A 26,912-nucleotide genomic window follows, 5' to 3' on the forward strand; every position below is an offset into this window, starting at 1 on the left:
TCGACTTAGTATGATAAGATGGAAAAGAATTTGTTATTGGAAGATGGGATAAGAATGAATACAAGGAATAAACATCAACATCATGATTATGATGTAAAAATAAAAGAATTAACGGAAGAGATTAATGAAAAAGGGTATATAAATGACTTACATAAAATCATGGCACTTTTAGCTGAGATTGAAAACATTCAATCATTAGCTTCTTATCAATCTGAGTTATTTAGTATGCTTGCTAAAAGCCAGAAGTTTCTTCATGGTGAGGACTCACTATATGAAACATGGCTCAGAGAAGCAGTCCGTTCTGATGCGAACAATAAGCGGGCGAATGAGCTCCTTGTAAGCTCTGGTTGGAAGAAATATAGTGAAGTGTTCTCTGTTATTGAATTTCCGCTAATACGTGAAACAGATAATCGAACAGCAAAGAAAAAAGTAGCTGAAGAATATATTTATTTATGTGGGAAATACATGGAAAGTATAATGGAACAGCGTAGCAAACTTGAAGAATCACTTAAACAGGCAAATAATCATGTTGAGGATGGAACCATCAAAAACTACAAAACAGCTATTACTTTGCTTTCAGAAGCATCAGAAGAGCTTACAGAGCTCCTTCAGGCTGCAAAGGAATATGAGGAGTCCATCTCAGGTGTATTCCATACAGCGACACACTTCAACGATATGAAGGAACATTTGGATCGTGTAATGAAAGTGAAAAAACAGTGGAATGCTTTATTTCAAACGAGCATGGACGTCTTACCTCAACCTAAAGATGCACTTGCCGAACTGCAATCAATGATTGGATTAGCTGAAGTGAAAAATAGAATGAATGAATATTATCGTTTCTTGCAATATCAAAATAAAAGAAAAGAACTTGGTCTGCAAATTAGAGATGAGTTAAGTCTAAATATGGTGCTAACCGGGAATCCGGGAACAGGCAAAACGACCATTGCTCGCCTCCTTGCTAAAATTTATTATGAATTAGGTGTTCTTCCACGAGAAGAAGTGATAGAAGTGGATCGCTCACAACTAGTAGGCTCATTTATCGGTCAAACAGAAGAAAGAGTGCAAAATGCTGTGGAAAAATCTCTCGGCGGTGTGTTATTTATTGATGAGGCATACAGTTTAAAGCGAGAAGGTCAATCAGGGAATGATTACGGACAAACAGTAATTGATACACTTGTGTCACTGATGAGTAATCAAAAATACGCAGGTAAATTTGCCGTAATCTTAGCTGGATATCCTGATGAAACGCGTCAATTTTTACAGGCTAATCCAGGTTTAAGAAGTAGATTCCCTCAGTCCAATCATTTCCAGCTTCCAGACTACACAACTGAAGAATTGCTTCAACTTGCGGAAGGGATGGCACGAGACAATGATTATCTAATGACTAAGGATGCAAAGATGGAACTTGAGATGCGTATTGAGGCCGAAAAAGTAGATGAAACCTTTGGGAATGCTAGAACTGTACGATCAATTGTCAATGACGCAATTTTTAAAAGAGGAGCTCGTACAGACTTAGATGAAAATCCTATTCTCCATTATACGTCACTCACAGGAGTAGACTTCCGGAGAAATGAACTAAAACCTACTATCTCTCCTGGAGAAAAGCTAGGTTTATTAGTAGGCTTAGACGAAATTAAGAAAGAAGTACAAGCGATTATTGCATTTGTTGAGATGCAGCAACTCAGACGCAATTATGGTCTTCAAGCTGTACCAATTCAATCACATACAGTGTTCACGGGGAATCCTGGAACAGGTAAGACAACGGTTGCCAAAATCTACTCAGAATTATTGAAAGAGACAGGTCTGCTTAAAAGAGGCCATATGATTGTAGCTGGTCGCTCCGATTTTGTAGGTGAATATGTCGGACAAACAGCTATTAAGACGAAGAAAAAAATTCGTGAAGCACTAGGCGGAGTTTTATTTATTGATGAAGCATATTCTTTATTCAGTAAGTCGGAAAATGATTTTGGTAAAGAGGTCATTGATACACTTGTTGAGGAAATGACAAAGCATAATGAAAATCTAGTTGTCGTTCTTGCTGGATATAGTAAGGAAATGAACCGTCTTCTTGAGAGCAATCCGGGGCTACGTTCTCGATTTCGAAAATTCATCCATTTTCCTGATTATACAGCTGAAGAGCTTTTACAAATTATCGAAAATTATGCGGTTCAATACCAATACAAATTGGAAGATCAAGCAATTAGTTGGTTGAATGAATATTTAACCAATCATCTAGTTAAAGGGAATGGTCGTTTTGCAACAAGTTTAGTTGATGAAGCTATACAAGAACAAGCGATGCGGATCATGAATAAGTCGATCGAAAATAATTCACAAAACTTGACCATTTTAATGACAGAAGACTTAAGAAAAGCAGCAGAAAAAATAGGGAAGAGTGAAATGTAATGCTAGTATCTGAAAAAAAAATTGAAGTTCGATATGCAGAAACGGATCAAATGGGCATTGTGTACCATGCTAATTATGTGATTTGGCTGGAGATTGGGAGAACACAGCTTATAAAAGATTTGGGTTTTAATTATGCAGAGATGGAGGCAGATGGGATTTTATCTCCAGTCATTGATATCCAGGTATCTTATAAAAAACCACTTCGTTACGGTGAAATTGCCATTGTTAAAACATGGATTGAGTCATATGATGGACTTCGTGTTGTGTATGGGTATGAAATTCTGACCGAAAATGCAGAGTTAGCTGTCTCTGCTAGTTCTGCTCATGTATGTGTGAAAAAGGAAAGCTTCAGGCCAATTTCAATTAAGCGACTTTTACCGGATTGGCATGTGGTTTATGAAGCGAACAAGAAAAAGGATATTGAACAATAAAGTGAAACTTCAACCAGTGGAGGCATCATCCCCACTGGTTGTTAATCCCGTTCCACTGTCGCTAAGATCTTCGCTTTTGCTTCGATCAATCGGACAGTACGAACCCGAATCAATGAATCATAGACTAAGTACGCCGCGTCCTCATGTCTTCGTCTGTGTGACCCACATTCTGTGGGCGCAAACTTAACTTCTGCTCGTGTATCGGTAAGTTTCACTGGACCTCACCAATCGGGCTTTAACGGGCAGTGTCCACCACCTATGCTTCTTAGATTCCTCTAAGCCTTGAGGTGGGGGTCTTACTGCCCGTAAAAGCGGGATAAAAGACTTTACAAATAACAAGCAGTTGCGTGCGTAGTAATGACACAAGCAAAAAATGGAGGTGTGTGTCTTGGCATTCGGCATAAAACGTAAAGATATTACTGAATGGAAACGGAAAATAGATAATGGAGAAATAGCATTTATTACCCACTATTGGCTAGATGATCGATTTCCAGGTTGCGATACTGTGACAAAAGTAGGTTGTAAGAATATGAGGCAGTTAGCAGAGTGGGGAGCACGTCATGGGCTTAAGCAAGAATGGATACACAATCGGAAGGATGGGTACTCACATTACGATCTTCTCGGTGAAAAACAACGTGAAATCCTGAAGACAGAAGGCATTGTAAATAAGCTTATTCGTATGTAAGCGTCTGCAGACAAGAGAGGATGTCTCAATGCATTGAGACATCCTCTTCTAATTCAATCATTATTTTTCGTAATGAAATTCAGGCTCATTATATTTTTCATTATAATTTACTCTCAAATTATGACCATCAAAATACCATAAGTCACTTTCTTCAACGAAAAAAGTAATGTCATCTTTCTGTACAGATACACCTATATCAATTGGTTGATCGCTGTTTACACCTAACGAAAAACCACTTTGGATCGGGCTATGGCCTCCATATCTTGCGAAAAAACGAACACTATCGCCACTTTTTAAATTTAATTCTTCTTTATACCACGTGATGGCCTTATCAGAGATAATAATATTCATCGTAATCTCCTTCCAATATGCAATAAAGTGAAACTTTAATCAGTGGGGGGCTTTTCATCCTCACTGATTGTTAGTCCCGTTCTAGTGTCACTAATATCTCCGTTCCACTTCGTTAAAGCGGGATAGATGTAGTATAAAGCATATTGGAGAAAGATGCGAATGATACGAATGAAGTGTGTTGAACATATATTGCTTATTATGATGTGTTTTTGATATATCTACAGTAAAGCTGCTAACCTTATTGAGAGATGAATTACCACTGATGTTAGTCTTCCTTTATTTTTCGCGAGGCTTTTGCTCTAGCTCTGCCAGTTTTGCGACTAATATATGAGAAGGCATATGTAAAATTTGTTCGATTGGAAGCTTTAGTTTTTCCGAGAGTTTAATTGCTGTTTCAGGTGAAATTTGTAATGGCTTCAAGCTAATCACTCCTTCAATGATATCTGTATTCAACAATAAAAGTAATTATAAAGAGATGTATAAAATTTACTGGCAGAGTCTGACTCAAAAGAGTCTGACCTCACACTTTATACACAGTCTATCGAGTTATATATACATCAATTGAACTATATATTGTAGTTTGGGGTCTGACACTTTCGTTTGAGACAGTCTCAGGAGAAAAAACTAGATAAAGTGAGGAATGCTAAAGCCACTTAATTTTTGGTTCTGTTTTATTAATAATACGTTTAATATTTGCCCGGTGACGATAGCATATAAATATGAAGAGTACAGAGACAACAATTAATAAAATCCATTGCTCTCTTTGAAAAGCCAATACGTATATAATTGAGATGAACGAAGTAATCATCGATGATAATGATACGTATTTTGTTAAGTATAATGTTAGAAAAAATACAATCAAAATAATACCGAATAATATAGGGGAAAAACCAAGTAAAATACCACCAGAAGTAGCAACTGCTTTTCCACCTTTAAAGCGAGCAAAAATTGGGTACATATGTCCAATAACTGCGACGACTCCAGGAATCAGTGGATGAAGATTATCTGCCCCGAACATAAGCGGCAACAGTGTTGCGAGTGTTCCTTTTAAAACATCCATACTCGTTACAATCAGACCGGCTTTAATACCAAGCGTTCGGAATGTATTTGTTCCACCAAGGTTTTTACTGCCATGTTCCCGAATGTCAGTATTATAAAATGTTTTGCCAATAATTAAACCAGAAGGAATAGAGCCTATAAGATAGGCAAGAATTAAAATTAGTATAATAGTAAACATATTATAGCCCTTTCTCATCAAAATTTAGAAGGTTCCTGTTATGTATTTTATCATTTCTTCTTAAAAATACTATGGGTGTAGAAAAAAATATTTACTATAGAAGCTGTATGATAGATTTTTCGTGTCTTTTAATAGCTAAATTGATAATATTCGTTTGACTATAGAACTATTAACTCTTTTCTCAATTATTTTCATTTGCCATAAAATAGTGGGAAATGATTGTATTAGACGTGTGCTAGAAATTTTTGAGAAAAAATGATAGTATTTTTTATGGCTTTTAGAACAGCAAATAAATTTCTGAAAAAGAGGATTAAGACGATTCTGTTTTTTTATAGGAAATGAAAGGACTTGAGAATTTATGAAAACTGTCTTTGCAGCCATCCAGTGGGTGGCTTTTATGCTTGCTTCATCAATCGTTGCTCCGATTGCAATTGCAGATTTATTCGGATTAACAGGAGAGGATGCTGCTAATTTTGTACAAAGAACAGTATTTATTTTTGCGCTTGCTGGACTTTTACAAATATTTTTCGGGCATAAATTACCGATAAATGAAGCACCAGCTGGACTTTGGTGGGGTGTCTTTACAATTTATGCGGGATTTAGCACAACACTTTTTTCTTCGGCAGGAGAAACATTGCAAGCTCTTCAAGGAGCGTTAATTGCAAGTGGCCTTCTTTTCATTTTATTAAGTATGGCTGGTCTTATTGATAAAATTAGCAAGATGTTTACACCAGCTGTAATTGGAATTTATTTATTATTACTTGTCATCCAATTGAGTAAATCCTTTTTAAACGGTATGCTAGGTGTAGGGTATGTAAGCGAAAAAGTGGATTTGAAAATTGCTGCTTTAAGTTTTGTAACTGTTCTTTTGACATTTTATTTTACGAGGCATAAGCTTAGTATAGTCCGCCAATATGCAGTGCTAATTTCGCTTGCTGTAGGCTGGATTTTGTTTGCCGTTTTTGGGGCAATTAAACCTAATACATACACACCTGTGCAAATTTTCAATATGCCTCAAATATTTGTATACGGTAGACCGACATTTGATAGTGGAATGATCATAACGGCGGTGTTTGTAACCTTGCTTTTACTCACGAATTTGATCGCAAGCATAAGAGTAGTTGAACTTGCGGTTCAGTCGATCATTAAAAAAGAAGCGAAAACAAATTTACGTGCATCTGGATATATTACCGGCATCAGTCAGATGCTGGGAGGGGTATTTAGTGCAGTAGGACCCGTACCATTATCAGGGGCTTCGGGTTTCATAGCTACTTCAAAAGTCGCGGCAAAATTGCCATTTATAATCGGATCCCTCCTGCTAATACTATCTAGCTTTATGCCAAGTGTCATGAATTTTCTTGCATCCATTCCAGTTCCTGTAGGGTATTCTGTTATGTTTGTTGTCTTTACAAGCATGATCGGCATGGCATTTTTAGAAATAGAAAAAGAAGAAGAATCTAACCGAGTGAGAACAGTGGTTGGGATATCGCTCCTTGGGGGAGTAGGCGTTATGTTTGTTCCAGCTAGCGCATTTACAGGTTTACCTCCGATTGTAGTATCATTATTAAATAATGGATTAATTTTTGGCTCGATTTTGTCAATTATTACAGACCAATGGACAAAATTTATTTATAAACGAAAACAATACTAAGTTTTAAAACAGTTTAATATGGGGAAAAGATAGGATATTGCTCCTTATTAAAACTATTTTTCATAGTAACAAGGAATTGGATCATAATGAAGCGAATTTTCAACAAAAGGGGAGGTATTGTAATGGCTATTGAGAATCCTACTAGAGAAGAAATAGGTATCATATTAAAAAAGGCAAAACGAATCGCTGTAGTTGGTCTATCTGATAACCCAAACCGCACTTCATACATGGTTTCAGAGGCAATGCAGAAAAGCGGGTATGATATCATACCGGTAAATCCAGCAGTAACTGAAGTTTTAGGGGTTAAAGCTGTTTCTTCTTTAAAAGATATAGAGGGGAAAATTGATATTGTCAATGTGTTTAGACGCTCTGAATTTCTACCTGAAATTGCAAAAGAATTTGCCGAAATTGATTCAGATATTTTCTGGGCTCAGCTTGGCGTTGAAAATCAGGAAGCGTATGATTTTTTAAAGGAAAAAGGTTATACTGTCATAATGGACCGGTGCATTAAAGTCGAACATGCCCTTACAAAGTAATGGAAAAAGGAGCGGACTAGCGCTCCTTTTTTTTGCACTGTATTTGAATAATTACGTATTTGTATACATAGTAGTTATTTTGTTAAATTAACAAGCAAATTTGCTATATTGAAAAATTTCGCTACAATAAACATAGATATGCCTTTGATCGGGCATTTTTAACTTTTTAAATTAGAACGTTTGTTCTTTTGAGTGAATTCATTTATAATTAGTTCATAATATTATTTATCATTTCCATTCATTTTCGCTTCTCCAAAGAGAAATGAATAAGTTTTAATGAGTTTTAGTATTTAGCTAATAACTTACATGCTAGAGGTATCTAGCATACGGTTGAACTGAAAGCTAGCGCATTTCTTAATATTTTCAGTCATTTCATCTTTTTGATATGGCCCGGAAATTGTGGTAATGAAGGAAAGGGGAATTTCTGTGGCAAGAGTTACAAATAACATAGAATATAATGATGAAGCCATTCAAGTATTAGAAGGGCTTGAGGCAGTCCGGAAGCGGCCGGGAATGTATATCGGAAGCACTGATGCGCGAGGATTGCATCATTTGGTATATGAAATTGTCGATAATTCCGTTGACGAGGCATTGGCCGGTTATGGAGATGTTATTATTGTTAAAATACATAAAGATAATAGTATAAGTGTAACGGATAAAGGACGAGGCATGCCAACTGGGATGCATAAAATGGGTAAACCAACGCCAGAGGTTATTTTGACGATTTTACATGCTGGCGGAAAGTTTGGACAAGGTGGGTATAAAACGAGCGGTGGTTTACATGGTGTTGGTGCATCAGTAGTTAATGCTCTTTCTGAATGGTTAGTCGTTAAAATTAAACGAGACGGTTTTATTTATGAACAACGGTTTCATCATGGTGGAAAACCCGAAACAACCCTTGAGAAGATAGGAAAGACAAATCAAACTGGGACAACGATACACTTCAAACCAGACCCAACTATTTTCTCAGTGACAACATTCAACTATGATATTTTGTCTGAGCGATTACGTGAATCTGCCTTTTTATTAAAAGGTATGAAAATTGAGCTGATTGATGAGCGACATGATCAAAAAGATGAGTTTCATTTTGAGAATGGGATTGAAGCTTTTGTTGAATATTTGAACGAGGAAAAAGATACACTCCAAAGTGTAGTTAGCTTTGAAGGCGTTCAGAATGGAATCGAAATGGATTTTGCCTTTCAATTTAACGATGGATACTCAGAAAATATTTTGAGTTTTGTAAACAATGTTCGTACTAAAGATGGTGGAACGCATGAAGTCGGGGCTAAAACTGCGATGACACGTGCTTTTAATGATTATGCGAGAAAAACAGGATTATTAAAAGAAAAAGATAAAAATCTGGAGGGAACAGATATTCGTGAAGGTCTTTCTGCGATTATTTCTGTAAGGATTCCAGAAGAGCTATTGCAATTCGAAGGTCAAACAAAAGGGAAATTAGGAACAAGTGAAGCCCGTTCTGCTGTCGATTCCATAGTTTCTGAGCATCTTGCCTATTTTTTTGAAGAAGATCCGAATACGAGTACAATGCTAATTAAGAAATCAATAAAAGCATTTCAAGCAAGAGAAGCGGCCCGTAAAGCAAGAGAGGAAGCAAGAAGTGGAAAGAAACGTAAGAAATCAGATTCAGTTCTTTCTGGAAAACTAACACCTGCCCAATCGAAAAACCCAGAGAAGAATGAAATCTATCTCGTCGAAGGTGATTCTGCCGGTGGTTCTGCTAAACAAGGTCGTGACCGGCGATTCCAAGCTGTGCTTCCTTTAAGGGGTAAAGTCATTAACACAGAAAAAGCTAAGCTTTCGGATATATTTAAAAACGAAGAAATTAATACGATTATTCATGCGATTGGAGCTGGCGTTGGACCAGATTTTAATGTAGAAGATACGAATTATAATAAAATAGTGATTATGACTGACGCAGATACTGATGGTGCACATATCCAAGTATTATTGCTTACGTTTTTTTACCGCTATATGAAGCCACTTTTTGAAGCTGGAAAAGTATATATTGCTCTGCCGCCGTTATACAAAGTGAGTAAAGGTACAGGTAAAAAGGAAGTAATGGAATATGCATGGAGTGATGAAGAGCTTCAGGGCGCCATTAATAAAATCGGAAAAGGCTATATTATTCAACGGTACAAAGGGCTTGGAGAAATGAATGCTGATCAACTTTGGGAAACGACAATGAATCCTGATACAAGAACTTTAATTCGTGTCAAGATTGATGATGGTGCACGAGCAGAACGTCGTGTGACAACATTAATGGGGGATAAGGTTGAACCGCGCAGAAAGTGGATTGAATCCAATGTTGCATTTGGTCTCGAAGAAGAATCGAACATTTTGGATAACGAAAATATGTCGATTTCAGAGGAGGGCAACTAAGAGATGGCTGAGGAAAAAGTACTTGATTTACCTTTAGAAGAAGTGATTGGCGATCGGTTTGGTCGTTATAGTAAATATATTATTCAAGATCGTGCCTTACCTGACGCACGTGATGGATTAAAACCTGTTCAACGTCGTATCCTTTATGCTATGCACGTTGAAGGAAATACCCATGAAAAGAATTTCCGTAAATCGGCGAAAACTGTCGGAAATGTTATTGGTAATTACCATCCTCATGGTGATTCATCTGTCTATGAAGCAATGGTAAGGATGAGTCAGGATTGGAAATTAAGAAATGTCATGATCCAAATGCATGGAAATAACGGAAGCCTTGATGGTGATCCACCAGCAGCAATGCGTTACACAGAGGCGAGGCTTTCTAGAATTGCATCTGAATTGCTTCGGGATATTGATAAACGTACGGTTGATTTTGTACCGAATTTTGATGATACTGCTGTTGAACCAGTTGTGCTGCCAGCGATGTTCCCCAACTTACTTGTAAATGGATCGACGGGTATTTCAGCAGGTTATGCAACAGAAATGCCGCCACACCAACTTGGAGAAGTTATTGATGCTGCCATAATGCGCATTGATAACCCTGAGGTCACGGTTGATGAATTGATGACAGTTCTAAAAGGACCGGATTTTCCTACAGGAGGAATTATTCAAGGTGTCGGTGGTATTAAGAAGGCGTATGAGACAGGTAAAGGGAAAATTATCATTCGTGGAAAAGCTGAAATTGAAGACATTCGCGGTGGTAAACAGCAAATTGTTGTGACAGAAATTCCTTATGAAGTGAATAAGGCAAACCTTGTTAGAAAAATGGATGAATTCCGCCTCGATCGAAAAGTAGAAGGCATTTCAGAAGTTCGTGATGAAACGGACCGGACAGGACTTAGAATTGTAATTGAATTAAAAAAAGAAGCGGATGCCAATGGGGTCTTGAATTATTTATACAAAAATTCAGATTTACAAGTGGCTTATAATTTTAATATGGTTGCCATCGATAAAAAACGGCCAACTTTGATGACTTTGCCAAAGCTTTTGGATGCTTATATTTATCATCGTAAAGAAGTTATCGAAAACCGGTCACGTTATGAGCTACAAAAGGCACATGATCGAGCGCATATTGTTCAAGGGTTAATGAAGGCGTTGTCCATTCTTGATGAAGTAATTGCAGCAATCCGTGCCTCGAAAGATAAAAAAGACGCTAAAAATAATTTAATGAAGATGTTCGGCTTTACGGAGCCTCAGGCTGAAGCAATTGTTTCGTTGCAATTATATCGTTTAACGAATACTGATATTACCGCACTCCAAGAAGAGGAAAAAGAGCTGAAAAAGAAAATTGAAGAGCTAACAAAAATTCTTGAAAGCGAAAAAGCTCTATTTCAGGTTATGAAGAAAGAATTAAAATTTATAAAAAAAGAATATAATGATCCACGCCGTTCAGTTATTGAAGGTGAAATTGAAGAAATTAAGATTAACCTTGAGGTTTTGGTTGCAAGCGAGGATGTGATAGTAACCGTTACGAATGAAGGATATGTTAAACGGACATCACTCAGATCATATACTGCATCCGGTGGTCTAGATTTTGGGATGAAGGACTCAGATCGTCTTATGCAAAAATTCGAGGTCAATACTACGGACGTTCTTCTATTATTTACGAATAAAGGAAATTATCTATACTGCCCAGTTCATCAGCTTCCGGATATTCGCTGGAAAGAAACGGGTCAGCATATAGCTAACATCATTCCAATTGACAGAGATGAACAAATTGTAAAAGCAATTCCGGTTAAAAGTTTTGAACACCCACATTATTTGTTATTTATTACAAAAAACGGTATGGTGAAGAAGACCGAGTTAAGTTCTTATAAAGCACAACGCCATTCTAAGCCTTTAGTTGCCATCAATGTAAAAGGTGACGATACTTTAGTGGATGTCTATTTAACAGACGGGAACAGTGATGTTTTCTTAGCAACGAACATGGGCTTTTCACTTTGGTTCGATGAGGAAGAAATCAGCCCGATTGGAGTCAGAGCAGCTGGAGTTAAAGGTATAAACTTAAAGGATGAAGATTTTGTGGCGGGGGGTAAAATTTTCGACAAAGGAACATCTGATGCCATCTTAATTGTGACACAGCGCGGAGCAGTTAAGAAAATGAAACTTACTGAATTTGATAAATCTACGCGAGCGAAACGTGGTCTCATTATGTTAAAAGAACTTAAATCAAATCCGCATCGAGTAATCGGTCTTGAAACAGTCGTACCGAGTGATGAGATTTATATTGAAACAGAAAAAGGTATTATTGAATCTGTTCTTGTTAACGGATTACGTTATACAGATCGCTATACAAACGGCTCATTTATAGTAGATGAATCGGAGACAGGAAAAGCGAAAGAAATTTGGAAGGTTAGTGCAGAAAGAGATAAAACGAATCCAGATTCCTGATAATTGTAACTTAAAAAATGGATCCGCTAAATCGTATACTTATTTTTAATAGTTATATAAAAATCCTGTACAAGTGTAAATTCCTTGTACAGGATTTTTTTTCATACTTTTTCATTGTCTGGTAATAATAAACTTACAAAACAAATATGGCGTTAAAACGCCACCATTTATTAATAGAGATCTATCATTGAGCACGCTACACTCACCAAATCACAATCGTGGCAATGCGGAGCCGAATTTTGAAGTACTTTCTTAATTAGATGTGTATATCTGAAGAGTAGATTAACTATATCGGTTAGTCGCGAAGCTTCGTTCCCATGTCCTATATATGAGTGGGAATGTATCTTAACTATAGAGATACTAGTTCTCATTTACATTGTTGAGAAAAAATTAAGCAAAAAAGAGAAAGATTTAACAGCTCAATTTAGCTGTTGCACCTAGCTTGTCTGAGGGCTGAAAATCGCCTCTTTTTCCAAGTTTTGTAGTAAAACTCTTTTCTGCAGATTAGGGAGAGTATTAGCGTAAGTAAAGTGGACCTAACCAGTAATGGGGATGAGAACTTCTTTGCTGAGAGAAATATCAATCGATGAATGAAATGGTTAAGAGAGGTAATAAAGATTTAATAAAAAATTCGGAAGGTGTTTACATGAATATGAAAACAAATATGTTGAAATATTTAATCTTTCTACTAGCCGTTTTTTTTACGTACCAAGCAGTTTCAGCACAGGACCATGGCATATCAAACGAAACGATTTTCGATATAGAAAAACAAGATATCACTGGTGATAGTATCAAGGATCGATTGGTGGTTAAAGGTCTTAAATACGAAGAAGATGCTGAATTTTTAAAGGAAATAACATTGTATGTCGATACAGGAGAGAAAAAGTTTAAATTACCGCTTGCTAGTGGTTATAAGCCAACCGTTCAATTTATTGATGTGAATAATGATGGTGTTAAAGAAGTGTTAATAACAACAGAAACTAGTCGAAGTAGCGGAATATTGAATTCCTTTCTATTCGGTTTTAAGGATCACATGATAAATGAAATACCAGTTCCAAAAACCGTACCAATCACAGCTCAGTTTCTAGATAATTATCAGGCGCAGCTTACCATAACTGGGAAAAAGCCAGTGGTCATCGATTTAACTGATCGTAAAGTAGACTATGAGAAATTAGGCATCTATTCAAATGGTATTTTGAATGAAGCGACAGAACTTTTGGTTGATGGTTTTTCTACTTTAAAACCTGCAAAATTTATCGGAAATGGTAAAGGGCTAGTTGGAATTCAGTTAGTAAGTGGAATAGATCAAATGGATGGTATTGCGCTTATTGAATCAAAATGGACTTATAAAAAAGGGGAATGGAAGTTCGCTAAAGCAAAAATCAAACCATTACTGAACGATTAAAGTGAAATCGTGGGGGAGTACTCCCCCATTTTTGCTGAAAATTCCAGTTTCAAGCAATCGTCTCGATAACACAGTAATCAAGTAATAAGTTTATTGAAAATTGACAATTCATAATTTTCTGATAAAATAAACTTGACCGGATAATTTCAAAAGATTGAACAGTAAAAATGAGAGTATTTTTACATTAAAAAAGTAGGAGGGGATGGCTACGGAATTAAAAGAACAAATTATTAACACATCACTATTCCTCTTTGAAAAACATGGTTTTCACGGTGTATCTGTAAACCAGATTGTTAAGGCAAGCGGTACTAGTAAGGGAGGATTCTATCACCATTTTCAATCTAAAGATGAGCTTCTTTTTGTCATTCATGACTATTTTATTTCATATGTATTAACAAATGCAGAAAAAGCAATTGTATCTAGTACATACCCCACAGACAAACTACAAAAAATTATCAAATCCTTTGTTACTGTATTTGACCTCTACAAAGCACATATCTCAGTTTTTTATCAGGAAAGTACGTATTTAAAACCAAAATATGAAGAAACCATTAAGCAAAAGCGGCAGACATATCGAGATCTAATATTTGCGGTGATTCAAGAAGGAATCGATTTAGGTGAATTTAGACCTGAAATTTCAGTCAGTATAATTGGAATGTCGATTATCGGCATGATTAATTGGTCGTACAAATGGTACAAAAAGGATGGCGAGAAAACGATTGAAGAAATTGCTGATATGTATGTCGACTTTATTCTTCAATCTCTTCTGACAGAAAAAGCGAAACAAAATCCAGAATTTCAGTCATACTTCCTTCATAACCGTTTACCTACTGGTACTTGAATTAGGTGTTACATGATAAAAAAGTTAATTTTATGTTAAACAGACCAACTAGTCGGTCTTAGCTCTAGGGTTCTTGATATTCTAATCTAAAAGGGGGAAAATTATGGATTTTGAATTATCGAAAGAGCAGCAGATGATAAAAAAAATGGTTAGAGAATTTGCAGAAAAGGAAATCAAGCCTATAGCGATTGAGCTTGATGAAAACTCTCGATTTGCTGAAGCTGCTTTCAAAAAAATGGGCGAACTAGGTTTATTAGGTCTGCCGTTTCCGGAACAATATGGCGGTTCAGACGGTGATATGATTTCATATGCCATTGCTGTTGAAGAAATTGGCAAGGCTTGCGCTGGGACTGGGTTAAGCTATGCAGCAGCTGTTTCACTCGGATCAAGTCCAATCTATTACTTTGGTACAGAAGAACAGAAACAAAAATATCTCGTTCCGTTAGCTCAAGGAAAAACGTTAGCAGCCTTTGGATTAACGGAGCCTAATGCTGGTTCTGATGCAGGAGGAACGAAAACGACTGCTATACTCGAAGGTGACGAGTATGTGATTAATGGTGAAAAATGCTGGATTACTAACGCTGGCTATTCAAGAACCGTCACAATTACAGCTGTTACTGGGAAAGACAGCCGAGGAAAGAATATTATTTCAGCTTTTATTGTGCCAACAGATACGTTAGGAGTATCGATTACATGCAACTATGAAAAAATGGGAGTTAGAGCTTCGAACACTTGTGCAATTGTTCTAGACAATGTCAGAGTTCCAAAAGAAAATTTGCTTGGTGATGCAGAAAAGGGATTTAAACAATTTTTGCATACGCTAGATGGCGGAAGAATTTCCATTGCGGCTCTTGCAGTCGGTATCGCACAAGCGGCATTTGATCGGGCACTTAACTATTCAAAAGAACGTATTCAATTCGGTCAATCAATTTCAAAGTTCCAAGCGATTCAATTTAAATTAGCTGATATGGCCATGGAAATTGAATTAGCACGCAATATGGTATTCAAAGCAGCATGGCTTAAAGATAAAATGCAACCGTTTACAAAAGAATCCGCATATGCCAAATTGTTTGCGACAGAAACCGCATTCCGCGCGAGCAATCAAGCAATCCAAATTCATGGTGGCTCAGGGTATATGCGTGAATATGAAGTTGAGCGATATTTACGTGATGCAAAGCTGCTTGAAATTGGTGAAGGAACTTCTGAGATTCAGAGATTGGTGATTGCCAGGCAGCTTGGCTGTTAATGACCATATACAGAAATATAAAAAATCCTAAAAAAATAAACGAGTTTAACTAAAATCGTCTTCATCTGGAGGATTACGATGATAAAAAAAATTCTAATTGCAAATCGGGGTGAAATTGCTTCAAGAATCATTCGAACTTGCAGGAAAATGGGAATTGCTTCTGTAGCTGTTTATTCGGAAGCCGACAAAGACGCCCCATATGTGTCTGAAGCGGATGAAGCCTATCTACTAGGTGGGCCTCGAGTTAATGAAAGCTACTTAAATGCAACGAAAATCTTTGAAATTGCTAAACTGACAAATTGTAATGCTGTTCATCCCGGTTATGGTTTTTTAAGTGAAGATGCTAATTTTGCACGGAAATGTGCCAAAGAAGATTTAATTTTCATCGGTCCTCATCCGGATGTAATTGAGAAAATGGGCAATAAAGTCGCCGCACGTAAATTGATGGAATTATGTGGTCTGCCTGTAGTTCCAGGTTTGTCACGTCCGCTTGTCGACAGCAAAGAAGCTGTTGTGGAAGCGAAAAGGATTGGATACCCTGTCATGTTAAAAGCAGCAGCTGGCGGGGGTGGTATCGGCATGCAGGTGGCGAATAGTGAAGCGGAATTATTGAAAATATACGAAGGTAATCAAAAGCGCGCACTTATGTTTTTTGGGAATGGTGAGATGTTCATTGAAAAATTGATTGAAAAGCCAAGACATATCGAAATTCAAGTGCTTGCAGATTCATTTGGTCATGGTGTTTATTTATGGGAAAGAGAATGCTCGATCCAAAGAAGGCACCAGAAGGTTTTTGAAGAAGCTCCGTCACCTTTTCTTGATGATGAAATGAGAAAAGCAATGGGAAACGCAGTAGTAAAAGCTGTTGAAGCGATTGGCTATTACAATGCTGGTACATTCGAATTTCTCGTTGATAGTGATAAAAATTATTACTTTTTAGAAATGAATACTCGGCTACAAGTTGAACACCCTGTTACCGAAGAAATAACGGGTCTGGATCTTGTTGAACAGCAGATTAGGATTGCTCAAGGAGAAAAATTAGCATTTACACAAGCAGAGATTAATAGAGACGGTCATAGTATTGAAGTTCGCATCTATGCCGAGGACCCTATTACATTTTTACCTTCACCAGGAAAAATTACCGCGTTAAAAGTGCCACAGAAGGAATATATTCGTCATGAGTTAGCTGTTGATAATCGCTCTATTGTGTCTCATTTTTATGATCCGATGATAGCAAAATTGATTGTAAAAGGGAGTACACGATCACAAGCCATTCAACGCTTAATTGAAGCCTTAGATCTTTACAAAGTGGAAGGTATTAAGACGAATCTACCATTATTAAAAGAAATAGCAGTCCATGAGAAATACAAACAAGGTGAAACGACTACAGATTTTATCGACAGGTATATAAAGAATAATAGCACTACTATTTAGGAGGAATCTATATGTCAGATGTAGTCGCAAGTATGGCAGGAAGTGTTTGGAAAATAGTTGTATCTGAAGGAGACACCGTAAGCAGAGGACAAGAAGTGATCATTCTTGAATCGATGAAAATGGAAATACCACTTGAAGCAGTAACATCGGGCAAGATAAAGCAGATATATATAACGGAAGGCGATTTTGTAAATGAAGGCGATGTCCTGGCGATTATAGAATGAATTGGCCCAAAAGCGTAACGATTAAGGAAGTTGGACCACGGGATGGTTTGCAAAATGAAAAACAGATTTTATCTACAGCTGACAAAATTGAGTGGATTAATCAATTATCATTCACAGGACTTACTTATCTTGAAGTGACTTCATTTGTTCACCCAAAATGGATCCCGCAGCTTGCAGATGCAGTAGAAGTCGCTCGAAATATCAAGAAAAATCCATTGGTCACTTATGCGGCTCTTGTCCCAAACATGAAAGGACTTGAAAAAGCGATTGCTTGTTCAGTTGATGAAGTATCCGTTTTTATCTCAGCAAGTGAAACACATAATAAACAAAACATAAATAAAACCATTTCAGAGACATTTCCTGTATTACAAGAAGTAATAGCTGAGGCAATAGCTGAAGGAAAAACAGTTCGAGGCTATATTTCAACGGTATTTGGATGCCCATATGAGGGGGAGGTTGATTACAATCAAGTCCTAAATATATGTGAAAAGCTATTTACAATGGGGATTAGTGAAATATCGTTAGGTGATACAATCGGTGTTGCTTCCCCAAGGCAGGTAGAGAATTTTTTAATTCAGGCGCTTAAACTATATCAACCACAGAGTTTAGCCATGCATTTTCATGACACGAGGGGAATGGCGCTTGCCAATATTGTGAAGGCGCTTGATTATGGCATCACAACCTTTGACTCGTCTCTTGGAGGGCTGGGTGGATGTCCTTATGCGCCAGGTGCTAGTGGAAATGTAGCCACAGATGATTTGGTTTACATGTTTGATAAAATGCTCATCCATACAGGTGTGAATCAAGAAGCACTAGTAGATTCAGCTTTATTTGTTCAGGAAAAACTAAACAAAACACTACCAAGTCATAGAATGGCTATGTATTCTGATTCGAAAGGATGAAAAGTGATGAGTTGCGGTGGATGTAATGACTAATCTGATCGAAATCACAAATACGAAAAAAGATGTAACTGTTCTAACGTTAAATCGTCCAAATTCAGCCAATGCATTATCATTCAAACTTTTGGAAGAGTTTAATAATGTGTTAGATTCATTAAAAAGTAATAGAACGGTACGTTGTGTAGTCATTACAGGTGCTGGTATTAATTTTTGTGCTGGAGCCGATTTGAAAGAAAGAATCGGGATGGATGGGGATCAGGTAAGGAGGACAGTCGAATTAATCCGTTGTACGATGGATGCTATTCAAAATCTGCCGGTACCCGTTATTGCAGCGATAAACGGTGCTGCTTTTGGAGGAGGATTGGAGCTAGCTTTAGCGTGTGATATCAGGCTTGCTTCGACTACAGCGAAAATGGGCTTAACTGAAACATCATTAGGGATTATCCCAGGAGCAGGTGGAACACAGCGTCTACCTCGAATTGTTGGCGTTTCTATAGCCAAAGAACTTATTTTCACTGCTAAAAGAATCGATGCCGAGGAAGCCCTGAAGTTGGGGCTGGTAAATAAGATAACCGAAGCTGATCAACTCATGAATATAGCATATGAACTCGCTTGTGAAATCTCACGAAATGCTCCGCTAAGTCTAAGAGCGGCAAAAAAAGCGATCAATGAAGGGATGGATTCGGATCTAGCAAGAGGGTTGGAAGTTGAAAGAAATTGTTATGACACGATTATTGAATCAAAAGACCGCTTGGAAGGGCTTCAAGCTTTCAAAGAAAAAAGACGTCCTGTGTTCACCGGAAAATGAAAGGAGCTACATGTATGTCAATAGTAGACAAATTACAGCAATCTACAGAGCATATTAAAAAAGGCGGCTTACAAAAATACCATGAGAAAAACATGGAAAAAGGAAAACTTTTTGTTCGCGATAGACTACGTTTATTGTTTGATGACGACATGGAGATCGAAGATGCGTTTTTTGCAAACTGTGAAAGTGATGGTCTACCTGCTGATGGAGTCGTTACTGGGATTGGAAAAATCGATGGTCGAACCGTATGTGTAATGGCTAATGATTCTACAGTTAAAGCCGGCTCTTGGGGAGCTAGAACGGTTGAAAAAATCATCCGTATCCAAGAAACTGCAGAGAAATTAAATGTCCCACTACTATATTTAGTTGACTCTGCAGGAGCACGTATTACAGACCAAGTAGACATGTTTCCTGGAAGAAGGGGAGCGGGGCGGATTTTTTATAATCAAGTAAAACTGTCTGGCAAAGTCCCGCAAATATGCTTACTTTTTGGACCTTCTGCGGCTGGTGGTGCGTATATTCCTGCCTTTTGTGATATTGTTGTAATGGTAGATGGAAATGCATCGATGTATCTCGGCTCCCCAAGAATGGCCGAAATGGTTATCGGTGAAAAAGTGAGCGAAGAAGAAATGGGCGGCGCACGCATGCATTGTAGTGTTTCCGGATGTGGTGATGTGCTTGTGAATACCGAGCAGGAATCAATTGAATTTGCTCGGCGTTATTTGTCTTACTTCCCTGGGAATTTCATGAAAAAGCCCCCTGTAGCTGAAATACGCCTACCGAAAAAATCACAAAAGACACTTGAAGAACTGATTCCGGCCAACCAAAATGCCCCATTTAATATGTACGATTTAATTGACCAGCTCATTGATGAGGGCTCCTTTTGTGAAATTAAAAAATTATTTGCTGCTGAACTTATTACAGGGATGGCAAGAATAGGTGGCCAATCAGTCGGCATTATCGCCAATCAACCAAAAGTAAAGGGTGGAGTTTTATTCCATGATTCTGCTGATAAAGCAGCCAAATTTATTACCTTATGTGATGCCTTTAACATTCCACTTTTATTTCTAGCTGATATTCCAGGATTCATGATTGGTACGAAAGTGGAAAGAGCGGGGATTATTCGTCATGGTGCTAAAATGATTTCGGCAATGAGTGAGGCGACGGTGCCGAAGATTTCGGTAGTTGTCAGAAAAGCATATGGTGCTGGGCTATATGCAATGGCTGGTCCAGCTTTCGAACCAGATTGCTGTTTGGCGTTGCCTAGTGCTTCCATTGCTGTCATGGGTCCGGAAGCAGCGGTCAATGCTGTCTATGCAAATAAAATACATGCATTACCTGAAGAGGAGCGAGCGACATTTATCGAATTAAAGCGTGAAGAATATCGCAAAGATATCGATATATATCGGCTTGCGTCAGAAATGATTGTCGATGAAATCGTCCAGCCTAATCAACTCCGATCAGAACTAATTCTTAGGTTTGCAACATATAGCAGTAAACAACTTTCATTTACACAGAGAAAACATGGGGTGTACCCAGTCTAAATATCGTAGTTATGAGGCCTGACCTAATTCTTTTTCTAGGCAGCCTCATTTTTTGTTTCATTCGGCCAATTCCGATTGTTAAGCCTTATATTAGGCATGAATGCGGCTAAAGTTATTGAAAAACATGTGTAAGGAGTATAGTATAATAATAATTATGTTTTTTGGGGAGTGAGGTAATGGGAAAAAGAGCCTTAATTAATATTGATTATACAAATGATTTTGTCACCGATGATGGTGCGTTAACTTGTGGTAAGTCCGGCCAGGAATTGGAAGACAGAATCGTAAATATAACGAAAGAGTTTATTAATCAGGGTGATGAGGTCTTTTTTGCCATTGATATTCATGAAAAAAATGACCAATATCATCCAGAATCGAATCTATTTCCACCTCACAATATTAGAGGTACAATAGGAAGAGATTTGTTTGGTTCATTACAAAATATATATGAAGCGAATAAGAATAAAGCAAATGTTCATTATATGGATAAAACGAGGTATTCAGCATTTGCCGGAACAGATCTTAGTATCAAATTACGAGAACAGGGTATTACAGATGTCTATCTTGTAGGTGTTTGTACAGATATTTGTGTATTGCATACAGCTGTAGATGCGTACAATCAAGGATTTTCAATCTCGATCTACCAAGATGCAGTAGCATCATTTGATCAAGCAGGGCATGAATGGGCTTTACGCCATTTTAAAAATTCACTAGGAGCTAAATTGCTCTAATTAAAAATAAATAGGAATAGAAAACCTAACCACACCTTATTTCGAATAAGTCTGTGGATATTTTGACGACATGGATGATGGTATGCTTCGTCAAAGAATGTTGGTTGTTCTTAAAAAAGGGGGATTTTCTCCGTCGTAGCAGGGGACAGTACTTACAAGTATTAGAGTTACTCTGCGGGAGGATATTTTTATGGGGAATACATATTTGGACGATAGCTATACACTTCATACAGATCTATACCAAATCAATATGGCGCAAACCTATTGGGAAGACAATATTCACAATAAAATGGCCGTATTTGAAGTCTATTTTAGAAAGCTTCCCTTTAATAGTGGCTATGCGATTTTTGCAGGTCTTGAGAAGGTTGTTCATTATATTGAGAATTTTCGGTTTTCAGACTCTGATATTGAATATTTACGAACTGAAATCGGATATGCAGAAGACTTCCTTGCTTATTTAGCAAATATGAAGTTTACCGGACATATTCGTTGTATGAAGGAAGGAGAGCTTGTATTCGCAAATGAGCCGATTTTGCGCGTAGAGGCTCCACTTGGGCAAGCTCAGATTATTGAAACTGCAATACTAAATATAATAAATTATCAAACGCTAGTTGCGACGAAGGCTTCTCGAATTAAACAAGTAATTGGCGATGAAGTGGCGATGGAATTCGGTACAAGACGGGCTCAAGAGATGGATGCGGCTTTATGGGGTGCAAGGGCCTCCTATTTAGCTGGCTTTGATTCAACAAGCAATGTGCGGGCAGGAAAGGTGTTTGGTATTCCTGTTTCAGGAACTCATGCCCATTCTATGATTCAGGCTTACAAGGATGAATATACTGCCTTTTATAAATATGCAACATCACATAAAGATTGTGTATTTTTAGTTGATACGTACGATACACTTCGTTCTGGTATTCCTAATGCGATTAAGGTTGCAAACGAACTTGGCGATCAAATTAATTTTATTGGCGTTCGATTAGATAGTGGCGACTTAGCTTATTTATCAAAAGAAGCACGAAAAATGCTTGATGAAGCAGGATATCCTGATGTGAAAATTGTTGCTTCAAATGATCTAGATGAATACACAATCATTAATTTGAAGCAACAAGGTGCAAAGATAGATATGTGGGGAATAGGAACAAAACTTATTACAGCTTTTGACCAACCAGCTTTAGGAGCCGTATACAAAATGGTTTCAATTGAAGGTGAAAGCGGGAATATGATCGATACGATTAAAATTTCTTCAAATCCAGAAAAAGTTTCAACTCCTGGGTTAAAGCGTGTCTATCGTATTATCAATTCTATAAACTTACATTCAGAAGGCGATTATATCGCTATGGAAAACGAGAATCCTCAAACTGAGGAGAAATTAAAGCTTTTTCATCCTGTTCACACATTTTTAAGCAAGTTCGTCACTGATTTCATCGCAGTTGATTTACATGAAGATATTTTTATTAGTGGTCAACTTGTTTATGAATTGCCGCATATTGAACAAATAAGGGCATTTTCGAAAGAGAATTTATCTGTTCTATGGCCTGAATATTTACGTGCACTTAATCCTGAAGAATACCCAGTTGATTTAAGTCAAGCCTGCTGGGACAATAAGATGAAGAACATTCAGGAAGCGACAACTAAAGTAAAAGAAATGCTACGGGCTAGATGAACTCCGGAAGAGAGGTTTAGGAGACTATGCGTCCTTTACAGAAAGAAATTGTGAAAAAATTATTAGTACAGCCTACGATTGATCCAAAAGAAGAATTTAGAAAAAGTGTCGATTTACTCAAAAATTATCTCGAAAAGTATTCATTTCTAAAAAGTCTTGTCTTAGGGATATCAGGTGGGCAAGATTCCACTTTATGTGGCTATATGGCTCAAACAGCAGTGAATGAATTGAATGAAGAATTAGGTAAGGAAGAGTATCAATTTATCGCTGTCAGTCTGCCATATGGTGTCCAAGTTGACGAAGATGACCGTCAATTAGCATTACAATTTATTCAGCCAAGTAAGACGGTTACGATTAATATTAAAGCAGCAGTCGATGCTTCAGTTAAAGCTGTAGAAGACGGCACAGGCGAGAAGCTGAACAATTTCTTAAAAGGAAATGTTAAAGCACGTGAAAGAATGAAAGCTCAATACGATATAGCTGGAATTTATAGTGGCATTGTCTTGGGTACCGATCATGCGGCAGAAGCAGTAACTGGTTTCTATACTAAGCATGGGGATGGGGCAGCAGATTTAATCCCACTTTATCGCTTAAATAAGAGACAAGGAAGAGAGATTCTAAAATATCTGAACGCTCCAGAACGTTTATATAAAAAAATACCAACAGCAGATTTAGAAGATGACAAGCCACAACTTCCAGACGAAGTAGCTCTAGGTGTTACTTATGAGGACATTGATGACTACCTTGAGGGCAAGGAAATCAAAGAAGTTACGGCTGAAAAAATCGAAGGCTGGTATCAGAAAACGGAACATAAACGAAATCATGCGATAACGGTTTATGATACGTGGTGGAAATAGAAAAAAGTTTGCTCTTGCAATAAGGGCAAACTTTTTTTCTATTTTAATCTTGAATGTTTTAGAAGCCAAACAGGAATATGATTACATTCTTCCCGTGTTGTTTCCTCTCCAAAATTCCAAATGTATCTTGAAGTTTATCAAGTTTAAATAGTTACTACACCTATTTCAAATATTATGTCAATTAACATTTCTAGGATGTATTTTTCCCTGGGAAATTGTAACAAACCTATAACGGTAGTATTTCCCCAGTTTATTCCGCATTAACGGGCAGTAAACCCCCAATTGGTTCAACTAACAATTAGTGGTGGATGAAGAAAACCCCCATAGATTGAAGTTTCACTTTAAGTTAACTTAAACAGCACTCCTAGTAAATGGTAGGTTAGACTACATCTCGTGGAATAATCTATAAAATTGTATTGTAGATCTGCCTTCTTATTCGAGATAGATTGCCTGTTTTATTACGCATACCTGCAAGCTAGATTGTGTTTTTTTGGTGTTTTGAAGGGAGTGGTACAAAATTCGCCTTTTTTTAATACAGCATGATAAATGTATGAGCCAAGCTGTCCGAATTAGCATTAATTATATTAACCATTTAGAAAGAGGTGAATTAAATGTCTGGTATTACTCCTAGACGCCCTGATGTAGTGACTATACTTTGGCAAAGAAATCTGTTAACACCTTTAACACCTAGAATTGTAGAAGCTACAGTGATCGGAAGCGCTAAACCCTGCGATTTAAGTGCTGGTCAATCTCTCATTACAGCATCAATTTGTTTATTGTCTAATCGATTTGTATTAGTATCGAATACTGACTTGGGTATATTCGGAATTTCCAAATTTGTCCGGCTATTTTAATATGTTAATATGGACAAGGTATTTTAGAATTACGAATCTAACATACCTTGTCTATTTATATAAACAGAAAAAACTAATTTATATATGGCAAATATAGCTGAATCTGAAGAAAGGGAGGAGAATTTTATGATGTCAAAAGGTGAAGGCAGTATAGCGGAAGATTGTAATAAGTATCATAAACTGCTAATAAATCAAAATTCATTTAATTTAAAGACATAAATTTTTTTCTCAATTCTTCCTCAGAGACTACGATCTTACCTCTCATATCTTCAGATTGCAGTACATAGCTTTTCGCTCCAATGAATTCCGATTCGGAAATTACAAAGAATTTAGTACCTTTTTTGTACATAGTGCGATAATCTTCAATTAATTTAAACAACTTCATATTTATCACCCTAAATTAACCGAGAACCTGTTCTATTAATGTGGCTAATTGTTTTTATGATAACTTTAACATATGTCTTACAGAAAGGACGTCGTCTCGATTGATAGAGTTAGGTGCAAGTATATACTTTGAACAATCAAATAATTTAAATGAAATCATTAATATTCTCATTTACCCAGACGTATATATTATCTCTAACTTTCTGATTATCTTCTCCATCTTTTTCGATAAGTAAATTAATCTCAGATGGTAGATTTTTTAACACTTCATCAATTTGTTGTTCTGATGGAGCTGTACCAAGTACATCCACAAAACAATCATGGATAACATCTCTCATTTTATTAGCCTCCTTTAATTAAGCCTTTTACTAGAATCCCCATGCCTTTATTTCTAATCGTTTTGTCGGGAGTGTTATGATAATATATTTCCTATGCACTTTCTCTTTAAGATATGAAGGTAAATATCTCTCTACATTGTGGTTATTGGCATAACAAACAGTCTCTAATAAACCGTTACCCTTATGTTGTTCACGATCAGTCTTAAACTCTTGCTCTGTGGATTCTGTGAAGTCTTGTTCATTTAAATACTCGTGAACTTGTTCCACCGTAAGCGAAAAGTACATTTTGTCACCTTCCTTAAATACTATTATAGATCTTCTCATAGTTCAACTGATTCAAACAAAAACTTATTGACCCCAAATATAAATGAGTATTCTATTGATAATCACAATAATTCCATATACCATAGCTAATTTTATCTCATTTAAGCTGAAAAGTAATCCTACTGGTACTAAGAATATAATTACTTCTAATACTAAGTGAAGTGGTTCAGATAATTGAATACTCGCTTTTGGAGAGCCAAATACCCCCCAAATAACAGCAATTCCCACTGGGATAATAATACATAGTAACCCCTTTATGAATCCAGAGTTCCCTATCTTAAAGCCCCAGTATCCATATACAACGAGTGCACAAATTTCTAAGATAAATCTTAGCCCTAAGTTTATCAATTTAGCCACATCTAGAATCACCAGTAACTCCGCCTTTCTTAACCGTACTTTTCTATTCTTGCAAAAGATTCTTTAATCACCGGTAAAAATGTGTTACAAATTATTTCTTTCGAACAATAATTTTCTATAATTGAATTGTAGTTTATAAAGTAGATAAAAGGATTTATTCATTACAAATATTTATACAACTTTTACAAAGGCTATATTACAAACTCTTGAATGAAATGAGTAAGAAATTTTGGAAAGGGGTATAGAGAAAAATCAATCAGAAATTCATATAACTAAATTTACCAGGAAATTTGACATGGAAACTTGTGGAAATCGAAAAGTGAATATATCGTGAGGCCTTAAAAGGGAAGAAAGATGCCTAGTGAAAAAGATAGAAATTAAAAGGGAATAATCATCTAGTGTCGAAGGTATTAAGTGGTATAAGGTGTGAAAAATAGAGAAAGTTGAAATAATGCACGTTTTTTCGAATGATCAAACGGTTGTAATAAATAACGAAATTATGGAAATTCGATACATAGAAGAGTAAAATGAAGGAAGGCTTAATAAGACAATATGAACCAGGAAAAATTATTGAGAATACATTTTATGTAGGGATCATTTACATACTAGGGTATGCTCAATCCAGAAATACATATAACTACTTTCAGGAGGATTCTATGAACGAATATAATGTTACGGTTAAGAATGGTAGTACGATAATTTTATCAGACATAATTGAAGCTGAAGATGAAAGAGATGTCCTTGGAGCACTATTAATAAACAGCGAATTATTCAACCAACCATTTACGGATATTAGAATTTTAGTGCGTTAATAAGATACCCACAAGCTCATTTTCTGCAATCAATCTTACTAACCATACAAGT

Annotated in this window: 26 protein-coding genes; 19 read left to right on the top strand and 7 right to left on the bottom strand. The window is 36.8% G+C overall.

The genetic code is table 11. The annotated features are described in order from the left end of the window. Window positions 1-54: 54 nt before the first annotated feature. The 3 genes from V179_RS0106410 (at window position 55) to V179_RS0106420 (ending at window position 3,519) form a co-directional block, all read left to right on the top strand. A complete protein-coding gene (locus V179_RS0106410; protein WP_028390750.1) occupies window positions 55-2,403 on the top strand; it encodes an AAA family ATPase in 2,349 nt (782 codons plus the stop codon). Continuing rightward, a complete protein-coding gene (locus tag V179_RS0106415) occupies window positions 2,403-2,834 on the top strand; it encodes an acyl-CoA thioesterase (RefSeq protein WP_028390751.1) in 432 nt (143 codons plus the stop codon). Before V179_RS0106410 ends, V179_RS0106415 begins: the two co-directional genes overlap by 1 nt. Before the next feature lie 388 nt (window positions 2,835-3,222). Next, entirely contained in the window at window positions 3,223-3,519 is a 297-nt protein-coding gene (locus tag V179_RS0106420; protein ID WP_028390752.1) for a hypothetical protein, read from the top strand. A 60-nt stretch (window positions 3,520-3,579) separates the two neighbouring features. Here the strand turns inward: V179_RS0106420 and V179_RS0106425 are convergent, their stop codons facing one another. The 3 genes from V179_RS0106425 to plsY form a co-directional block, all read right to left on the bottom strand. Continuing rightward, window positions 3,580-3,870: a HesB/YadR/YfhF family protein gene (locus tag V179_RS0106425; RefSeq protein ID WP_028390753.1), complete on the bottom strand. Its 291-nt coding sequence runs from the start codon at window positions 3,868-3,870 to the stop codon at window positions 3,580-3,582. A 276-nt stretch (window positions 3,871-4,146) separates the two neighbouring features. Beyond that, window positions 4,147-4,290, bottom strand: coding sequence for a YycC family protein (locus V179_RS29720; protein WP_084552242.1), 144 nt, complete (start codon window positions 4,288-4,290; stop codon window positions 4,147-4,149). 223 nt (window positions 4,291-4,513) lie between these two features. Next, the gene (gene plsY, locus V179_RS0106435; protein ID WP_028390754.1) at window positions 4,514-5,107 is read right to left on the bottom strand and encodes a glycerol-3-phosphate 1-O-acyltransferase PlsY; all 594 of its coding nucleotides are present in this window, start codon (window positions 5,105-5,107) and stop codon (window positions 4,514-4,516) included. 358 nt (window positions 5,108-5,465) lie between these two features. Between plsY and V179_RS0106440 the strand changes: the two genes are divergently transcribed. The 15 genes from V179_RS0106440 to nadE all read left to right on the top strand — a co-directional run bounded on the left by V179_RS0106440 (window position 5,466) and on the right by nadE (window position 23,791). Beyond that, window positions 5,466-6,758, top strand: coding sequence for a purine/pyrimidine permease (locus V179_RS0106440; protein WP_028390755.1), 1,293 nt, complete (start codon window positions 5,466-5,468; stop codon window positions 6,756-6,758). A gap of 122 nt (window positions 6,759-6,880) precedes the next feature. Continuing rightward, window positions 6,881-7,294, top strand: a complete 414-nt coding sequence (locus V179_RS0106445; RefSeq protein ID WP_028390756.1) for a CoA-binding protein — start codon at window positions 6,881-6,883, stop codon at window positions 7,292-7,294. A gap of 447 nt (window positions 7,295-7,741) precedes the next feature. Continuing rightward, window positions 7,742-9,694 carry a DNA topoisomerase IV subunit B gene (gene parE, locus V179_RS0106450; protein ID WP_235179075.1) on the top strand — a complete coding sequence of 651 codons (1,953 nt, stop codon included), beginning with the start codon at window positions 7,742-7,744 and terminating at the stop codon, window positions 9,692-9,694. A 3-nt stretch (window positions 9,695-9,697) separates the two neighbouring features. Continuing rightward, window positions 9,698-12,142, top strand: a complete 2,445-nt coding sequence (gene parC / locus V179_RS0106455; protein ID WP_028390758.1) for a DNA topoisomerase IV subunit A — start codon at window positions 9,698-9,700, stop codon at window positions 12,140-12,142. 646 nt (window positions 12,143-12,788) lie between these two features. Then, window positions 12,789-13,547 carry a hypothetical protein gene (locus tag V179_RS0106460; protein ID WP_028390759.1) on the top strand — a complete coding sequence of 253 codons (759 nt, stop codon included), beginning with the start codon at window positions 12,789-12,791 and terminating at the stop codon, window positions 13,545-13,547. A gap of 202 nt (window positions 13,548-13,749) precedes the next feature. Continuing rightward, window positions 13,750-14,388 (top strand): TetR/AcrR family transcriptional regulator, encoded by a 639-nt coding sequence (locus V179_RS0106465; protein ID WP_028390760.1) that lies wholly within the window; start codon window positions 13,750-13,752, stop codon window positions 14,386-14,388. A 103-nt stretch (window positions 14,389-14,491) separates the two neighbouring features. Beyond that, entirely contained in the window at window positions 14,492-15,634 is a 1,143-nt protein-coding gene (locus V179_RS0106470; RefSeq protein WP_028390761.1) for an acyl-CoA dehydrogenase family protein, read from the top strand. Between the two features lie 78 nt (window positions 15,635-15,712). Then, window positions 15,713-17,068 carry an acetyl-CoA carboxylase biotin carboxylase subunit gene (locus V179_RS0106475; protein WP_028390762.1) on the top strand — a complete coding sequence of 452 codons (1,356 nt, stop codon included), beginning with the start codon at window positions 15,713-15,715 and terminating at the stop codon, window positions 17,066-17,068. Window positions 17,069-17,079: 11 nt separating this feature from the next. After that, the gene (locus V179_RS0106480; protein ID WP_028390763.1) at window positions 17,080-17,292 is read left to right on the top strand and encodes an acetyl-CoA carboxylase biotin carboxyl carrier protein subunit; all 213 of its coding nucleotides are present in this window, start codon (window positions 17,080-17,082) and stop codon (window positions 17,290-17,292) included. Then, on the top strand, window positions 17,289-18,194 hold the full coding sequence (locus tag V179_RS0106485; RefSeq protein ID WP_028390764.1) for a hydroxymethylglutaryl-CoA lyase: 906 nt from the start codon (window positions 17,289-17,291) through the stop codon (window positions 18,192-18,194). Before V179_RS0106480 ends, V179_RS0106485 begins: the two co-directional genes overlap by 4 nt. A gap of 25 nt (window positions 18,195-18,219) precedes the next feature. After that, window positions 18,220-18,999: an enoyl-CoA hydratase gene (locus V179_RS0106490; protein WP_028390765.1), complete on the top strand. Its 780-nt coding sequence runs from the start codon at window positions 18,220-18,222 to the stop codon at window positions 18,997-18,999. A gap of 14 nt (window positions 19,000-19,013) precedes the next feature. Further along, complete coding sequence (locus V179_RS0106495; protein WP_034300843.1) at window positions 19,014-20,543, top strand: acyl-CoA carboxylase subunit beta; 1,530 nt, start codon at window positions 19,014-19,016, stop codon at window positions 20,541-20,543. A gap of 176 nt (window positions 20,544-20,719) precedes the next feature. Next, window positions 20,720-21,271 carry a cysteine hydrolase family protein gene (locus V179_RS0106500; protein WP_028390767.1) on the top strand — a complete coding sequence of 184 codons (552 nt, stop codon included), beginning with the start codon at window positions 20,720-20,722 and terminating at the stop codon, window positions 21,269-21,271. Window positions 21,272-21,461: 190 nt separating this feature from the next. Continuing rightward, window positions 21,462-22,934 (top strand): nicotinate phosphoribosyltransferase, encoded by a 1,473-nt coding sequence (locus tag V179_RS0106505; RefSeq protein ID WP_028390768.1) that lies wholly within the window; start codon window positions 21,462-21,464, stop codon window positions 22,932-22,934. Between the two features lie 26 nt (window positions 22,935-22,960). After that, a complete protein-coding gene (gene nadE / locus V179_RS0106510; RefSeq protein WP_028390769.1) occupies window positions 22,961-23,791 on the top strand; it encodes an ammonia-dependent NAD(+) synthetase in 831 nt (276 codons plus the stop codon). Window positions 23,792-24,847: 1,056 nt separating this feature from the next. Here the strand turns inward: nadE and V179_RS0106525 are convergent. The 4 genes from V179_RS0106525 to V179_RS0106540 form a co-directional block, all read right to left on the bottom strand. After that, on the bottom strand, window positions 24,848-25,030 hold the full coding sequence (locus tag V179_RS0106525; RefSeq protein WP_028390771.1) for a hypothetical protein: 183 nt from the start codon (window positions 25,028-25,030) through the stop codon (window positions 24,848-24,850). A gap of 145 nt (window positions 25,031-25,175) precedes the next feature. Continuing rightward, window positions 25,176-25,367 (bottom strand): hypothetical protein, encoded by a 192-nt coding sequence (locus V179_RS0106530; protein ID WP_028390772.1) that lies wholly within the window; start codon window positions 25,365-25,367, stop codon window positions 25,176-25,178. A 30-nt stretch (window positions 25,368-25,397) separates the two neighbouring features. After that, window positions 25,398-25,652, bottom strand: coding sequence for a hypothetical protein (locus V179_RS0106535; RefSeq protein WP_028390773.1), 255 nt, complete (start codon window positions 25,650-25,652; stop codon window positions 25,398-25,400). 63 nt (window positions 25,653-25,715) lie between these two features. Next, the gene (locus tag V179_RS0106540) at window positions 25,716-26,060 is read right to left on the bottom strand and encodes a YrdB family protein (RefSeq protein ID WP_051404862.1); all 345 of its coding nucleotides are present in this window, start codon (window positions 26,058-26,060) and stop codon (window positions 25,716-25,718) included. Window positions 26,061-26,575: 515 nt separating this feature from the next. On the opposite strand from V179_RS0106540, the gene V179_RS0106545 reads away from it, so the two are divergent. Beyond that, on the top strand, window positions 26,576-26,860 hold the full coding sequence (locus V179_RS0106545) for a hypothetical protein (RefSeq protein WP_028390775.1): 285 nt from the start codon (window positions 26,576-26,578) through the stop codon (window positions 26,858-26,860). The last annotated feature ends 52 nt before the right edge of the window (window positions 26,861-26,912 follow it).

This window comes from Bacillus cihuensis (genome assembly GCF_000504145.1).
Taxonomy (GTDB): domain Bacteria; phylum Bacillota; class Bacilli; order Bacillales; family DSM-1321; genus Peribacillus; species Peribacillus huizhouensis.

Excerpts from the sequence above, each read along its gene's own strand:
- V179_RS0106465 (WP_028390760.1), top strand. The coding sequence starts at position 13,750 with ATGGCTACGGAATTAAAAGAACAAATTATTAACACATCACTATTCCTC.
- V179_RS0106495 (WP_034300843.1), top strand. The coding sequence starts at position 19,014 with ATGTCAATAGTAGACAAATTACAGCAATCTACAGAGCATATTAAAAAA.
- V179_RS0106460 (WP_028390759.1), top strand. The coding sequence starts at position 12,789 with ATGAATATGAAAACAAATATGTTGAAATATTTAATCTTTCTACTAGCC.
- parC (WP_028390758.1), top strand. The coding sequence starts at position 9,698 with ATGGCTGAGGAAAAAGTACTTGATTTACCTTTAGAAGAAGTGATTGGC.
- V179_RS0106525 (WP_028390771.1), bottom strand. The coding sequence starts at position 25,030 with ATGAAGTTGTTTAAATTAATTGAAGATTATCGCACTATGTACAAAAAA.
- V179_RS0106415 (WP_028390751.1), top strand. The coding sequence starts at position 2,403 with ATGCTAGTATCTGAAAAAAAAATTGAAGTTCGATATGCAGAAACGGAT.
- V179_RS0106470 (WP_028390761.1), top strand. The coding sequence starts at position 14,492 with ATGGATTTTGAATTATCGAAAGAGCAGCAGATGATAAAAAAAATGGTT.
- V179_RS0106445 (WP_028390756.1), top strand. The coding sequence starts at position 6,881 with ATGGCTATTGAGAATCCTACTAGAGAAGAAATAGGTATCATATTAAAA.
- V179_RS0106535 (WP_028390773.1), bottom strand. The coding sequence starts at position 25,652 with ATGTACTTTTCGCTTACGGTGGAACAAGTTCACGAGTATTTAAATGAA.
- V179_RS0106485 (WP_028390764.1), top strand. The coding sequence starts at position 17,289 with ATGAATTGGCCCAAAAGCGTAACGATTAAGGAAGTTGGACCACGGGAT.
- V179_RS0106480 (WP_028390763.1), top strand. The coding sequence starts at position 17,080 with ATGTCAGATGTAGTCGCAAGTATGGCAGGAAGTGTTTGGAAAATAGTT.
- V179_RS0106505 (WP_028390768.1), top strand. The coding sequence starts at position 21,462 with ATGGGGAATACATATTTGGACGATAGCTATACACTTCATACAGATCTA.
- V179_RS0106410 (WP_028390750.1), top strand. The coding sequence starts at position 55 with ATGAATACAAGGAATAAACATCAACATCATGATTATGATGTAAAAATA.
- plsY (WP_028390754.1), bottom strand. The coding sequence starts at position 5,107 with ATGTTTACTATTATACTAATTTTAATTCTTGCCTATCTTATAGGCTCT.
- V179_RS0106500 (WP_028390767.1), top strand. The coding sequence starts at position 20,720 with ATGGGAAAAAGAGCCTTAATTAATATTGATTATACAAATGATTTTGTC.
- V179_RS0106545 (WP_028390775.1), top strand. The coding sequence starts at position 26,576 with ATGAAGGAAGGCTTAATAAGACAATATGAACCAGGAAAAATTATTGAG.
- V179_RS0106440 (WP_028390755.1), top strand. The coding sequence starts at position 5,466 with ATGAAAACTGTCTTTGCAGCCATCCAGTGGGTGGCTTTTATGCTTGCT.
- V179_RS0106530 (WP_028390772.1), bottom strand. The coding sequence starts at position 25,367 with ATGAGAGATGTTATCCATGATTGTTTTGTGGATGTACTTGGTACAGCT.
- V179_RS0106490 (WP_028390765.1), top strand. The coding sequence starts at position 18,220 with ATGACTAATCTGATCGAAATCACAAATACGAAAAAAGATGTAACTGTT.
- V179_RS0106425 (WP_028390753.1), bottom strand. The coding sequence starts at position 3,870 with ATGAATATTATTATCTCTGATAAGGCCATCACGTGGTATAAAGAAGAA.
- nadE (WP_028390769.1), top strand. The coding sequence starts at position 22,961 with ATGCGTCCTTTACAGAAAGAAATTGTGAAAAAATTATTAGTACAGCCT.
- V179_RS0106475 (WP_028390762.1), top strand. The coding sequence starts at position 15,713 with ATGATAAAAAAAATTCTAATTGCAAATCGGGGTGAAATTGCTTCAAGA.